10 protein-coding genes are annotated in these 14065 nt (G+C 49.1%); all 10 read left to right on the top strand.

The features are described 5' to 3' along the window. The first annotated feature begins 6 nt into the window (after window positions 1-6). The 10 genes from FYJ45_RS12915 to FYJ45_RS12960 all read left to right on the top strand — a co-directional run bounded on the left by FYJ45_RS12915 (window position 7) and on the right by FYJ45_RS12960 (window position 14034). On the top strand, window positions 7-1287 hold the full coding sequence (locus tag FYJ45_RS12915) for an LCP family protein (RefSeq protein ID WP_154464918.1): 1281 nt from the start codon (window positions 7-9) through the stop codon (window positions 1285-1287). A gap of 160 nt (window positions 1288-1447) precedes the next feature. Beyond that, window positions 1448-2380 (top strand): glycosyltransferase family 2 protein, encoded by a 933-nt coding sequence (locus tag FYJ45_RS12920; RefSeq protein ID WP_102287601.1) that lies wholly within the window; start codon window positions 1448-1450, stop codon window positions 2378-2380. A gap of 21 nt (window positions 2381-2401) precedes the next feature. Further along, complete coding sequence (glmS, locus tag FYJ45_RS12925) at window positions 2402-4228, top strand: glutamine--fructose-6-phosphate transaminase (isomerizing) (protein ID WP_154464919.1); 1827 nt, start codon at window positions 2402-2404, stop codon at window positions 4226-4228. 138 nt (window positions 4229-4366) lie between these two features. Next, window positions 4367-6154, top strand: a complete 1788-nt coding sequence (locus tag FYJ45_RS12930; protein WP_235930788.1) for a S1C family serine protease — start codon at window positions 4367-4369, stop codon at window positions 6152-6154. A 407-nt stretch (window positions 6155-6561) separates the two neighbouring features. Continuing rightward, window positions 6562-8085 carry an ATP-dependent Clp protease ATP-binding subunit ClpX gene (gene clpX / locus FYJ45_RS12935; protein WP_154464920.1) on the top strand — a complete coding sequence of 508 codons (1524 nt, stop codon included), beginning with the start codon at window positions 6562-6564 and terminating at the stop codon, window positions 8083-8085. A gap of 132 nt (window positions 8086-8217) precedes the next feature. Then, window positions 8218-9966, top strand: a complete 1749-nt coding sequence (locus tag FYJ45_RS12940; protein ID WP_154464921.1) for a S8 family peptidase — start codon at window positions 8218-8220, stop codon at window positions 9964-9966. A 75-nt stretch (window positions 9967-10041) separates the two neighbouring features. After that, complete coding sequence (locus FYJ45_RS12945) at window positions 10042-10500, top strand: signal peptidase II (protein WP_154464922.1); 459 nt, start codon at window positions 10042-10044, stop codon at window positions 10498-10500. Window positions 10501-10839: 339 nt separating this feature from the next. Further along, a complete protein-coding gene (locus FYJ45_RS12950) occupies window positions 10840-11787 on the top strand; it encodes an ABC transporter permease (RefSeq protein ID WP_021639009.1) in 948 nt (315 codons plus the stop codon). A gap of 87 nt (window positions 11788-11874) precedes the next feature. Next, a complete protein-coding gene (locus FYJ45_RS12955) occupies window positions 11875-12792 on the top strand; it encodes a carbohydrate ABC transporter permease (RefSeq protein ID WP_021639010.1) in 918 nt (305 codons plus the stop codon). 132 nt (window positions 12793-12924) lie between these two features. Next, window positions 12925-14034: a sialidase family protein gene (locus tag FYJ45_RS12960; RefSeq protein WP_154464923.1), complete on the top strand. Its 1110-nt coding sequence runs from the start codon at window positions 12925-12927 to the stop codon at window positions 14032-14034. Window positions 14035-14065: the final 31 nt, after the last annotated feature.

Raw genomic sequence — 14065 nt, forward strand, 5'->3', positions numbered from 1 at the left:
AAAAGTATGGCATCATCATCGCAGAGAGGTAATGGAGGGAACCGGAACAGCGGCTCCCGCAACAGCGCGTCACGAAACGGCAGCTCACGCAGTGCAGGCGGACGTGATGAATACAGAGAGCCCCGCAGAGGCGGTTACCGTGACGAATATGACGAACCCCGCAGTTCCCGCGGCAGTTATGGCGACGGAAGGAATTCCGATGGAAGAGGCAGCAGTTCCAAAGGAAAAAAGTCCATGTCCAAAAAGAGGAAGGCCAGAAAGAGAAGAAGGATCATTATGTTTACGGTGGAAATGGTCGCTCTTGTTGTGCTGGCAGTTGTTCTCTGGGCGGTGCTGAAACAGACCTCCATTCAGAAAATCAATGTTAACGAAGAGGACATTGTAATCAACGATACGGTAGAGAATAATACAGCTATGAAGGGATACCGTAATATCGCTTTGTTCGGTATTGATGCCAGGAATGATAATCTGGATAAAGGAAACCGTTCCGATACAATAATGATCGCTTCTATCAATCAGGATACGGGAGAAGTGAAGCTTTGTTCCGTATACCGTGATACGTATATGAATCTGGGTAATGATAAATACAGCAAATGCAATGCTGCCTATGCGGCTGGCGGGCCGAAGCAGGCGATAGATATGCTGAACATGAACCTGGACATGAACATTACCAATTACATCAGCATTGGCTTTGAAGGTTTGATTGAAACAATAGACAGCCTGGGCGGTGTGCAGATTGATGTTAAGGAAGATGAAATTAAGCATCTGAATAATTACCAGGCCAGTATGTTCAGTACGGAAAGCAAGGAAAAATTAACGGATAATTATGTCAAGGTTACGCAGCCTGGCCTCCAGACACTGAACGGACTGCAGGCTACGGCGTACTGCCGTATCCGTTATACGGCAGGGGATGATTTCAAGCGGGCGGAGAGACAGCGTACCGTACTGCTGGCCTGCTTTGAAAAGGCGAAGACTGCTTCCGTATCCACTTTGAACTCGATACTGGATTCGGTTATGCCGCATGTGGCCACCAATTTAAATACGGCGGAGATGCTGGAGGTATTGGGAGAACTGACCAAGTATAAGGTAGTGGCAACCGACGGCTTCCCGTTTGAAACCAACAGGGTTACCGGAAAGGTCGGTAAGGCTGGAAGCTGTGTTATCCCCACCTCTCTGGAGGATAATGTAGTGCTTCTCCACAAGTTCTTCTTTGAGCAGGAGGAATATACACCTTCTCCGTCTGTGAAGAGCTACAGCGCTATTGTGTCAAGGGATACCGGGAGGTAACCGGAAATCAGGACAAAAAAGAAGATATTACCTGAAATGAGCTAAAAGGGGCCAATCCAAGGCCCCTTTTTCTAAAATTAAGGATAACTGTTTATAGTTATTCTTATGTGCTTTAATCCGGCAATGAATGATGCTGGCCGGAAGGAAAGGGAAGTTACGAATGAAGATTGATGTTATTATCCCTGTATACAAGCCGGAGAAAAGGTTTTTGGAGCTGATCAGCAGGCTGGAAAAACAGACTCTTAAGCCGAATCGGATCATAATAATGAATACGGAAGAAAAATATTTTGAAGCTCTTCTGTATGGTACAGATTTTGCCAGGGAGCACCCGAACGCCGAGGTGCACCATCTTTCCAAGTGGGAATTCAATCATGGTGGAACCAGAAATGATGGAGCGGCCCGCAGCACAGGGGATATTTTCGTATGCATGACTCAGGATGCGCTGCCGGCCGACAACAGGCTTCTTGAGGAGCTGACGGCGGCGCTGAGCGCGGAAGAGGACATTGCTGTTTCCTATGCAAGGCAGCTGCCTGAAAAGGACAGCGGAGAGATAGAAAAATACACCAGGCAGTTTAACTATCCGGAGGAGAGCTGTGTAAAGGGGAAAGGGCAGCTGCCTGAAATGGGAATTAAGACCTATTTCTGTTCCAATGTGTGCGCTGCTTATAAAAAAGAGGTTTTCCGTAAGCTGGGAGGCTTTGAACGGCATGTGAATTTTAATGAAGATATGCTGTTTGCGGCCAAAGCGGTGCAGGCGGGATGGAAAATTGCTTATTGTGCCGGGGCGAAGGTGTACCACTGCCATAATTATACCTGCGCAGAGCAGTTCCACCGTAATTTTGACAACGGAGTATCTCAGGCGCAGCATCCGGAGGTTTTTAAGGGGCTTCCTTCCGAGTCGGAGGGGGTTAAGCTGGTAAAACAGACGGCGGCCCATTTGTGCAGTATCCATAAGCCCTGGCTTGTACTGCGGCTGTTTGCGGAAAGCGCGGCCAAATATGCGGGATTTTTCCTGGGAAGGCGTTATAAAAGCCTGCCCGCAGGCGTTGTAAGGGCCTGCGCAATGAATAAAGATTATTGGAAACAAGTGTAATGTGATTGAATGGAGGCAAGTATGTGTGGAATTGTAGGCTACATCGGTAAAAATCAGGCAGCACCCATCGTCCTTGATGGACTCTCCAAACTGGAATACCGCGGATATGATTCGGCGGGGATGGCCATTTTTGACGGGAGCAAAATCAACATCACCAAATCTGTGGGAAGACTGAAGGTATTGCAGGAGCTTACCCATGACGGGGCGACGATGCCGGGAAATCTTGGAATCGGCCATACCAGATGGGCGACCCACGGAGCGCCCAGTGATGTGAATTCCCATCCGCATTTTAATGAAAAGGGCACAATTGCCGTCGTACATAACGGAATTATTGAAAATTATCTTCCGCTGAAGAAAAAACTGGAAAGCAAGGGCTATCATTTTGTTTCGGAGACGGATACGGAGGTTCTGGCCCATATGCTGGACTATTATTACAAGGGAGATCCAATGGGGGCTATCGTAAAGGTGCTTCATCGTGTGGAGGGATCCTACGCGCTGGGAATTTTGTTCTCGGATTTTCCCGGGGAAATGTTTGCCGTAAGGAAGGACAGCCCGCTTATTGTAGGGCAGAGTGGGGAGGGCTGCTTTATCGCCTCTGATGTGCCTGCCATACTGAAGTATACCAGAACGGTCACCTATATTGACAATCAGGAAATCGTCCGTCTGACTCCGGAAGGACTGCACATCTATAATGTGGATGAGGAAGAGCTGGAAAAAGAAAGCGTTACCATCGACTGGGATGCGGAAGCGGCGGAAAAAGCCGGCTATGAGCATTTTATGCTGAAGGAAATGTATGAGCAGCCAAAGACGGTAACCGATACCATAAGCCCCAGGATCAGGAAGAATGATATCGTCATTGAAGAGCTGGGAATGAGTGATGAGGATCTTCTGTCCGTAAGGAAAATCCATATCGTTGCCTGCGGCTCCGCTTATCATGCCGGAGTTACCGGGAAATATGTGCTGGAAGGGCTGGCACGTATACCGGTGGAGGTGGATCTGGCCTCCGAGTTCCGTTACCGCAACCCGATCCTGGAGGATGGGGGCATGGTGGTGGTGATCAGCCAGTCCGGGGAAACTGCGGATACCCTGGCCGCGCTGCGGGAATCGAAGAAACGTGGCTTTAAGGTTCTGGGCATCGTCAATGTGGTGGGAAGCTCCATCGCCAGGGAGGCGGATAACGTTATGTATACCTGGGCAGGACCGGAAATTGCGGTAGCTACGACAAAGGCCTATAGCGCCCAGCTGATTGCGCTCTATCTGCTTGCTTTAAAGCTGGCCCGGGTGAGACACACGGTAACGGAAAGAGAATTTGAGGGTATGCTGGAAGATTTGGGCCGTCTGCCCGATCAGATAGAACTTCTTCTGAATAATAAAAACAGGATTCAGAGATTTGCCAACAGGTATATTGCGGCAAAGGATGTTTTCTTTATCGGCAGGGGAATTGACTATGCCATTTCCATGGAAGGCTCTCTGAAGCTGAAGGAAATTTCCTATATCCACTCGGAGGCCTATGCGGCGGGAGAACTGAAGCATGGCACAATATCCCTGATAGAGGAAGGAACGCTTGTGGCGGCGGTATCCACGCAGCCCTCGCTGTACCAGAAAACCATCAGCAATATGGTAGAGGTAAAATCGAGAGGCGCATTTGTGCTTGCCGTGACCTGTGAAGGAAACAGGGAAATCGAAAAAGCAGCGGATTATGTAATCTATATCCCGCAGACCAATCCTTTCTTCGCCAATTCGCTGGCGATTATCCCGCTCCAGCTTTTCAGTTATTATGTGGCGGTTGGAAAGGGCTGTGATGTGGATAAGCCGAGGAATCTGGCAAAATCTGTTACTGTGGAATAAAAAGCGGCCTTTTTTCTTTTTTATAGGGGATTTAACATATTTTCTATAGATTTCACAGAAAGAACACAATTCCTGTATATACTTTAAATAAAGCTTGGGATAAACCTGAAATGATAAAGAAGAAAAGAGGTAAGCGATATGTTTGAAAACAATAATTATTCAAACGAAAACGTGAATGAACAAAATAATTCGCAGACTGTCCAGAGCGGCAGTGATGCTGCTCATACAGAACATAATAACGGACAGACGGCCGGCGGCGCCGCTGGCAGTACGGACAGTACCAGCAATACCGGAAGCTATACAGGAAGCGGCTATACGGGCGGCTATTCCGGGATGAATGCGGGCGGCTACCAGAACGGCGGACAGGGTGGTTACCAGAACAACGCAGGTTACCGGAGCGGCGTGGGAGCGCAGGGCGGATATCAGGGCAACCCTTATCAGACGGGCGGATATCAGAATGCGGGACAGAACGGGGCAGGACAAAACGGCGCCGGACAGGGAGGCATGGGGCAGAAAGGACAGCCACACGGCAGCTACAGCGGTTATGGCAGCTATCAGTCCCAGCAGGGAAATTACCAGTACGGCAGTACTTTTTCTAATAACGATTATGGCGCTGCAGCCGGAGGCGGACGTCAGGGAAAGAAGCATAAGGAGAAAAAGCCCAGGAAGCCAATGAACCCGCTGATGAAAAAAGTGATAGCTGTGGTGGTATGCGGCGTATTTTTCGGTGTATGCGCGGGAGTCAGCTTCCTTGCGGTAAATTCTCTTGGAAATGATAAGCAGCCCAAGGAAATCACCCAGGCCACTGCGGATGGAGCGGAGAACCCGCAGGATACACAGGAGTCTGGCGCAGCGAATGATTCGGGAATCAAATCCACAGTAACGCAGGGAACCTCCAGCGCGGTGGTAACGGATGTGACAAAGGTGGTGGAAGCTACCATGCCTTCCATCGTTTCCATAACAAATCAGATGATTATTTCCGGCACGGATTTCTGGGGACAGAATATGGAACAGGAGCAGGAAGCGGCGGGCAGCGGTATTATTATCGGTGAAAATAATAAGGAGCTGCTGGTGGTGACCAATTACCACGTGGTTGCGGATTCCACTAAGCTTTCTGTGAAATTTATTGACGATGAAGTGGTTGAAGCGCAGATTAAGGGAACCAGCCCTTCCATGGATCTGGCGGTGATTGCCGTTAAGCTTGAGGATATCAACAGCTCCACCAAGGGCAGCATTGCCATTGCGACCATGGGCGATTCCGATACACTGAAGGTAGGCGAGCCTGTTATAGCTATCGGCAACGCGCTGGGCTATGGGCAGTCCGTAACCACAGGCGTGGTCAGCGCCCTGAACCGTACGCTTGAGGTAAGCGAAACGGGTACCAGCAATGCATTGATTCAGACCGATGCGGCGATCAATCCCGGTAACTCGGGCGGCGCTCTGCTGGATATCAAGGGCCAGGTTATCGGTATTAATTCCAACAAAATCGGCGGAAGCACCATTGAAGGTATGGGTTATGCCATCCCGATTTCTTCTGCAAAACCGATTATAGAAGAGCTGATGAACCGGGAAACCAAGGAAAAGGTAGATGAAAGTAACAGAGGATTCCTGGGAATCTCCTGTATCAACGTAACAAAGGCCATGGGTGAGGCGTATGGTATGCCGGAGGGTATTTACGTTGCACAGGTATATCCTGCCACAGGCGCGGATAATGCAGGTCTGGTAAAGGGAGATATCATTACCGGTTTTGCGGGCGCTACGGTAACAACGCAGGATGATTTGACCAATTCCATGCAGTATTATGCTGTAGGAGACACTGTTGAGTTAACCATTATGCGCGGTAACCCGACGGAAGGCTATCAGGAGCAGAAGGTGAATGTAACCCTTACTTCCCAGGAAGCCATGAATACATCCGGCAGAAATTAAAGCCGGCGGGAAATTATTTGGATGTATAACGAGTTTTAAATTTTAGTGTAGATTTTCTAAAGTTATCTAATGTTTTGAAGCAGCTGCAATAAATTACAGTAAGAAACGGCCTTGTTTTTAAAATACAGCCGTCAGATGAGGACAGATGCCCGGCAGTAAGGGCGTCTGTCCTTGTTTTTGCCTGTTTTATTTAGTTTGTTTATAGAAACTTAACTTGTATGGATATACACGATGATTTATAATGAAAACAGTTGCAGCTGCCCAACTGATTGGGCTGGCTGCGACAGTTGCTGATACAATGTCTGTTGGCCGGAAACGTGAGCTTATGCTGTTGCGGCGGTGTCGCGGTGTGTATTAGCACAGGACTGCCGGAAGGGCACTAATTAAATCAAACGGAGGATTGCCAGATGAGCGATTTTGATAATAGAGACGAAGAAGAAAAGAAGGAAACAGGCCTGGAAGAAAATAAGGGCAAGGAGCCTTCGGATAAAAAAGAAGAAAAGACAGATAAGCCGGAAAAGGAATATGAGGATGTTTGTTTTATCTGCAGACGCCCTGAAAGCAAGGCAGGCAAGATGTACCATCTGCCCAATAATATCTGTGTCTGCGACGACTGCATGCACAGGACTATGGATGCAGTGAGCCAGTATGATTATCAGGGTATGCTGAACAATCCCGAAATGATGAACATGCTGAACAACATGAACAAGGACGGGAAATATTCCAATATCAGCTTTGTCAATCTGGCTGATCTTCAGGGAAACGACGGTATTCCCAACAAGCAGAAGATTAAAAAGAAAAAAGCTAAGGAAAAAGAGACTGAGCCTGTATTCAATATCCATGATATTCCGGCCCCTCATAAGATCAAGGCCAGCCTGGATGAATACGTTATCGGCCAGGAGCAGGCCAAAAAGATAATTTCTGTGGCGGTTTATAATCATTACAAGCGTGTTGTGACTAATACGATGGATGATATTGAGATAGAGAAATCCAATATCCTCATGATCGGGCCCACCGGTTCCGGAAAGACCTATCTGGTGAAAACCCTTGCCAGGCTTCTGGATGTACCGCTTGCCATCGCGGACGCCACCTCTCTGACGGAGGCCGGGTATATCGGCGATGATATTGAGAGCGTGGTATCCAAGCTTCTTGCCGCGGCGGACAACGATGTGGAGAAGGCGGAACGGGGCATTATTTTTATTGATGAAATTGATAAAATCGCCAAAAAGAAAAATACAACCTCAAGGGATGTGAGCGGTGAGTCCGTCCAGCAGGGGATGCTGAAGCTGCTGGAGGGTTCCGAGGTGGAGGTGCCTGTGGGCGCGAGCAGCAAGAACGCCATGGTTCCCCTTGCCACCGTGAATACGAGGAATATTCTGTTTATCTGCGGAGGTGCATTCCCCGATCTGGAGGGCATCATCAAGCAGAGGCTGACGAAGCAGACCTCCATGGGCTTTAACGGGGAACTGAAGGATAAATATGATAAGGACCCGGATATTCTTTCTAAGTTAACTGTGGAGGATTTAAGGAACTTTGGCATGATTCCAGAGTTCCTGGGAAGGCTTCCCATCGTCTGCACTCTGCAGGGCCTGACAAAGGAGATGCTGGTAAGAATTCTGAAGGAACCCAGAAATGCCATCCTGAAGCAGTATCAGAAGCTTCTTGCGCTGGATGAAGTGGATCTGCAGTTTGAGGAAGAGGCGCTGGCGGCCATTGCGGATATGGCCACGAAGAAGGATACGGGAGCCAGGGCGCTGCGCGCTATTATTGAGGACTTTATGCTGGATATTATGTATGAAATTCCGAAGGATGATAACATCGGCAGAGTGACGATAACGAAAAATTACATTGAAGGGACCGGAGGGCCGGCTATCCAGATCAGGGGGGCGGGCTACGCCATCCAGGATAAGCAGGCTGAGGCGGCGGAATAACAGACGACAGCATCGGAATAGCAACGGCGGCGAAGTAATAAGCGGCGGAATAACAGACTGCGGAAAAAGCATGTATGCCGGAAGGGCAAGCGACATACACTGATAAAAATGGTATAGGAAAGCTTGACATCTATGACATGTAAGGAAAAAATATTGTCAGAGGACTACATGGATCTGATTAACTATTTTATTCTTCCGGAAGGCATCGTGCAGGGAAATGATGATGTTTTCTGCTATATCCCGATTAATGAAAGGTTTCTGTCCATTTATTACAGCAGAGCGATGCTGCCGCCTTTGGAGGTTTCCAGTTATTTTTACAGATATATCCCCAGGCTGTACGGCCTGATGGATTTATTTGTGCCGGAAGCGCTGAACAGGAATTTCGATCCCCAGCCGCTGATACGCAGCGGGATTTCCTTCGTACAGAAGGAGCCGCTGAATCTGACGGGCAGGAATGTTGTTCTGGGATTTGCAGATACGGGAATAGATTACCGAAATCCTGTTTTCAGACGGGAGGACGGAAGCACAAGAATACTGGCCATCTGGGACCAAAGTGTGCAGACCGGCACACCTCCGGATGGCCTTATTTATGGAAGTGAATATACAAGGGAGCAGATCAATGAAGCGCTTCGGCTGGATAATCCGCTGGAGCTGGTGCCTGTTACCGATGATATCGGGCATGGTACAGCCATGGCATCCGCTGCGGCGGGAAGTGCGTTGAACGGCGGTATTGATTTTCTGGGAGCAGCGCCGGATGCGGATATTGTGGTGGTTAAGCTGAAGCAGGCGAAGCAGTTTCTGCGTGATTATTATATGACGCCTCCCGGAGTCCCGGCTTATGGGACCAACGATATCATGCTTGCGGTAAAATACCTGAGTTCCTTCTGCATTCCCTTTCAGCGTCCGGCGGTTATCTGCCTGGGGGTGGGAAGCAGCTTCGGGGGTCATACCGGAAACTCCGCGCTGTCCCAGTACATTTCCACCGTTGGGACACAGATTAACCAGGTGGTGGTGGTGGCAGGAGGAAATGAAGGTAATTCTGCCCATCATTTCAGCGGACATATTGATGGTACCGGTTCGGTCAATGTGGAGATACGGGTGAGTGAAGGGACGAGAGGCTTTCTTCTGGAAACCTGGGGAAGCGTGCCGGACTTCTTTTCCATTTCCGTCCGTTCGCCGGGCGGGGAGGTGATTCCTCCGGTAAGCGGACGGCTGGGGCAGAGCCTGGAGTATACCTTTGTGTACGAAAAAACGAGAATTCGTCTGGATTACCAGCCTGTGGAAGCGGATACGGGAAAGGAAGTGGCAGTGCTGCGTTTTGAAAATCCCACCCAGGGGATTTGGACGGTTATTGTCATCCGCGAGGGCGGAAACGGGAGCGGGAATTTTAACATGTGGCTTCCGATAAGGCAGTTTATTGATGGGACTGCGGAGTTCCTCCAACCCAACCCGGAGACTACGCTGACCTCTCCGTCGTTTGCGCAGCCGCCTATGGCGGTCACTGCCTATAACAGCAGAAACAACAGCTTTTATTATAATTCCGGCCAGGGTTTCGGTGCAGACGGTGAAATTAAGCCGGATTTGTCGGCCCCGGGGGTGGATATCTCGGTGGCTACAGGCACCATACAGGGGAGAACTGTTGTGGGAACCGGAACGGGAACCTCCCTTGCCGCCGCGCTGACGGCAGGCGCTGCCGCCCAGTTTATGCAGTGGGCGGTTGTGGAAGATAATTCGCCGTATGCCGGAGGAATTTCCACAAGGAATTATTTCCTGAGAGGAGCCGCAAGGGACGCGGCCTATACCTATCCCAGCCGCCAGTGGGGGATGGGGAGGCTTGATATGGAAGGCGTATTCAACTGGATTGCCGGAATACTGCCATAAGAGGGACAGATGAAAGATAAGGACAGATTTGGGCGGCGGTGCTGCGGCTTAAATCGGAAAGGTACAGGTGGCCGGATGATATATGCAGGTATTATCGCATTGATATTTATTGGAGAACTGTTTATTAAAAACCATGTGGAAAAAAACAGGAAGGATGGGGAAGAGAAAGAGATACTGCATGGCAGGATATTGTTGAGAAAGTATCACAATAAGGGAGCCTGCATGAACCTGGGAGAAAAGAAGAGGAGCGTGGTGGCGGCAGTTTCACTGATTCTGACGGCTGTTCTTACTATTGTGTTTCTCGTTACCCTTACGGCGAAGGGAAATGCATGGCTGAAGGCGGGGCTGTCTCTTCTGCTGGGCGGGGCGTTCAGCAATACCTATGACCGGCTTAAGCGGAAATATGTGGTGGATTATTTCAGTCTGGGCGTAAAATGGGCGCCTTTGAGAGCTGTGGTATTCAATATCTCGGATTTTTGTATTCTTGCAGGTTCGCTGATTGTGGCGCTGACCGGCGGGAATGGAGTGAAATAAGGGGCCCGGACGATAGAAGCAGAGCCTTTGAAAAAAAGCGGCGGAGCGGAACTTCGGCTGCTTTTTTTAGTGCGCTGCAGCATGGTGAGACAATGAAAGAACAGTATAATGCACATTAAATAGTGCACAAATTTTTATACATTTTTCTGGGAATTACTACAAAAACGTACAATATGTTAAATGGTTAACCAAAAATAGATTGGCGTATTGCAAATTCTTTTTTGGAATGGTAAGATAATTAATGTATTACAAAATGTATATGAATGTTTGAAAATATGATAATCCACCCGGGGATGATTGTCGGCTTTTTCGCATTCTGCAAAATCAGAGGAGGCAGACATGAGTATGACGAGAAGTGTCAAAACAGCCAGAAACGCGCAGCTTATGAAGCAGGTGAAGAAGCATGTCCCTTTTTACTTCTTCCTTTTGCCGGCGCTCGTTCTGGTTGTTGTATTCTGTTATTTTCCTATGTGGGGTATAGTCATTGCATTCAAGGATTATAAGATGGCGAGGGGGATCCTGGGCAGTGAATGGGTGGGTCTTTATCATTTTAAAAAAGTATTTTCCGATCCGAATTTTTACAGGGTACTGGGGAATACGATTAAAATCAGCATACTGACCCTGGTTACGTCTTTTCCGGTTACAATCTGCTTTGCCCTGCTTGTAAATGAGATCCTGAATATGAAATTCAAACGGGTGGTGCAGACGATTACCTATATGCCCCACTTCCTTTCCTGGGTTGTTGTCGGGGCGTTTGTATATCAGATGCTTTCTCCCTCCAGCGGTATTATAAATGCAGTGCTGGTTAAGCTGGGAGTCCTGGAGAAGCCCATATTTTTCATGGTACAGCAGAATATGTTTGTTCCCATATATCTGCTGACAAACCTGTGGAAGTCTACCGGCTACAGTATCGTAATTTATCTTGCGACCATTTCGGGAATCGATCCTCAGCTGTATGATTCGGCGGCCATTGACGGCGCTAACCGTCTGCATAAGGTTCTGTACATCACTCTGCCGGCGCTTTTTCCCACGATGTGCACACTGCTGATTCTGAATGTGGGTTCTCTTATCAGCGTTGGCTTTGATCCGATTTTCAACCTGTATAATGATGCGACCTATCCGGTGGCGGATGTTATTTCCACCTATGTTTACCGGAAAGGTATGGTGGACAGCCAGTATGATCTTTCCACGGCGGTGGGGCTGTTCCAGAATGTGGTCAGCCTTGTGCTGGTGCTGGGTGCGAACTGGCTTGCCAGAAAGGCAAATCCGGATTACAAAATAATTTAGGCCACAGGAGCCGTCCGGGACAGGAGCTGCGGGCTGCGCAGATCCGGCTGTCCGGAGGCAGGCCGTTGCTATGGGAGGGAGGATACCATGAATAAGCATGCTTATACTAAGAAAAATAAAATAAAAAAGTCAAAGGCAAGCAGGATATTCGATACTTGTAATGTTATCTTTATGATACTGTTCTGTATTACCATTTTGATTCCTTTCTGGGATATGATAGTCCGGTCCTTCTCCAGGGCGCAGGATATTTCCTACATGCATATTAATTTTTTCCCGAAAGTATGGACGCTGAGCGCCTATCAGTACTGTCTTCAGAATAATGAAATACTTGGCGCAGCCTTTGTATCGGTTGCGAGGACTGTATGCGGCACTGTTTTCCATCTGCTGGTGTGCTGCCTGGCGGCGTATTCGCTCACAAGGACACAGATGCCGTTCCGGAAAATTATCACAGCGGTGCTGCTGATTCCCATGTTTTTTTCAGGCGGCATGATTCCTGCGTATTTAAACATGAAGAATCTTCATCTTCTGAATAACTTTATGGTTTATATCCTGCCCAGCGGGTTCAGCATTTTTAACTGCATTATCATCCGGAATTACTTTTTTTCGGTGGATAAGGGAATGGAGGAGGCTGCAAGCATTGACGGCGCATCCCAGACAAGGATTTTCTTTTCCATTATGATGCCTCTGTCTAAGCCGGTTATCGCTACGGTGGCCCTGTGGCAGATGGTCGGCCAGTGGAATTCCTGGTTTGACAACATGATTTACTGCCGCAGGAGCGCCAGCCTGACAACGCTCCAGTACCTTCTGCGCAGAATGCTGGACAGCCTCAACCGGACGCCCGATACCCCTTATGAAATCGAGGCCATGGGAGAAATGGTGGATATGAACCCTGATACGGTAAAGGCGGCCACAACGGTCCTTGTCGTGCTTCCTATCATTCTTGTTTATCCGTTTTTGCAGAAGTATTTTGTGAAAGGAATCATGATTGGGGCCGTGAAGGGCTGATCTGAATTGGGACGCAGTTGCAGCAGAATGCGCGTTGGAACGCGCAGCTGTGAGGCGGTTGGAAAGCTTCTTTTAAACTGCTGATTTTGATGCGGTATTGCAGGAAAATGCGATATCGAGGGAGGAATGAGTATGAAAAGAATGGAATTGGGGAGTGTAAGTCTGGATCTGGTCCCCGGGCCGGACAATCCCAGAAACAGTGAGGGCGCGTTCCTGACGCTGCCGGATGGGGAAATTCTGTATGCGTACAGCCGCTATAAGGGGGAGAGCTGTTCGGATGAGGCTACAACGGACTTATGTCTTCTGCGGTCACTGGATGACGGAAGAACCTTCGGCGAGGAGAGTACCATTCTGACCTGCGAGGGTGAGGACGGCGTCAACGCCATGTCTCTGTCCATGATGCATATGGAAAACGGGGATATCGGACTTTTTTACCTGGTCAGGACCTCGTATACGCTGCTGCGGATGTTTCTCCGGCGTTCCCGGGACGGGGGAAGAACCTGGGGGGAACGGGTGCTGTGCACACCGCAGGAAGGTTTCTTTGTTGTAAATAATGACAGGGTGATACGGCTTTCCAGCGGAAGGATACTGATTCCGGCAGCATCCCACAGGTCGGGGCTGCGTGGTGATATGGAGGAAGGAAGCAGATTCTTTGACAGCCGCGCGGAGGATATGTTTTTTTATTCCGAGGATGACGGCGCCACCTGGAAGCCTGCGTCCGGGAAATGCAGTATGCCCTACTCCAGCTGCTGTTATTCCGGACTGCAGGAGCCGGGAGTTGTGGAACTTACGCCCGGACATTTGTGGGGCTGGGCAAGAACCGATTTGGGGCGGCAGTATGAAATGTTTTCCATGGATTACGGCAACACCTGGACCGCATGCCAGCCATCCCGGTTTACTTCGCCCAACGGTCCCCTGAGCATGAAAAGGGATGAAAATGGGGTGCTGTATGCCATTTGGAATCCTATCCCACAGTATAACGGAAGAGAAGAGCCGGGGAAGGTTTTTATGGGAGGCAGGACACCTTATGTGATTGCAGTCAGCAGAGACAACGGACAGACCTTTACGGAGCCGGTGAGCTTTGAAGAGGAAGAGGATCACGGTTATTGCTACTGTGCCATTCATTTTACAAAAGAGGCTATGCTGCTGGCTTACTGCGCAGGAGGGCCGGAGGACGGAAGCTGTCTGGCCAAAACAAGAATCCGGAGGATACCGCGTTCCCAGCTGGAGGAAATACGCTGAACCGCAGGGAGTTTTCATGATTAAGTAACTG

Source organism: Eisenbergiella porci, from assembly GCF_009696275.1.
Lineage (GTDB): Bacteria > Bacillota > Clostridia > Lachnospirales > Lachnospiraceae > Eisenbergiella > Eisenbergiella porci.

Bases quoted from the DNA above. Each gene is read 5' to 3' on its own strand.
- FYJ45_RS12920 (WP_102287601.1), top strand. From the start codon at position 1,448: ATGAAGATTGATGTTATTATCCCTGTATACAAGCCGGAGAAAAGGTTT.
- FYJ45_RS12940 (WP_154464921.1), top strand. From the start codon at position 8,218: ATGACATGTAAGGAAAAAATATTGTCAGAGGACTACATGGATCTGATT.
- glmS (WP_154464919.1), top strand. From the start codon at position 2,402: ATGTGTGGAATTGTAGGCTACATCGGTAAAAATCAGGCAGCACCCATC.
- FYJ45_RS12930 (WP_235930788.1), top strand. From the start codon at position 4,367: ATGTTTGAAAACAATAATTATTCAAACGAAAACGTGAATGAACAAAAT.
- FYJ45_RS12960 (WP_154464923.1), top strand. From the start codon at position 12,925: ATGAAAAGAATGGAATTGGGGAGTGTAAGTCTGGATCTGGTCCCCGGG.
- FYJ45_RS12945 (WP_154464922.1), top strand. From the start codon at position 10,042: ATGATATATGCAGGTATTATCGCATTGATATTTATTGGAGAACTGTTT.
- FYJ45_RS12950 (WP_021639009.1), top strand. From the start codon at position 10,840: ATGAGTATGACGAGAAGTGTCAAAACAGCCAGAAACGCGCAGCTTATG.
- FYJ45_RS12915 (WP_154464918.1), top strand. From the start codon at position 7: ATGGCATCATCATCGCAGAGAGGTAATGGAGGGAACCGGAACAGCGGC.
- FYJ45_RS12955 (WP_021639010.1), top strand. From the start codon at position 11,875: ATGAATAAGCATGCTTATACTAAGAAAAATAAAATAAAAAAGTCAAAG.
- clpX (WP_154464920.1), top strand. From the start codon at position 6,562: ATGAGCGATTTTGATAATAGAGACGAAGAAGAAAAGAAGGAAACAGGC.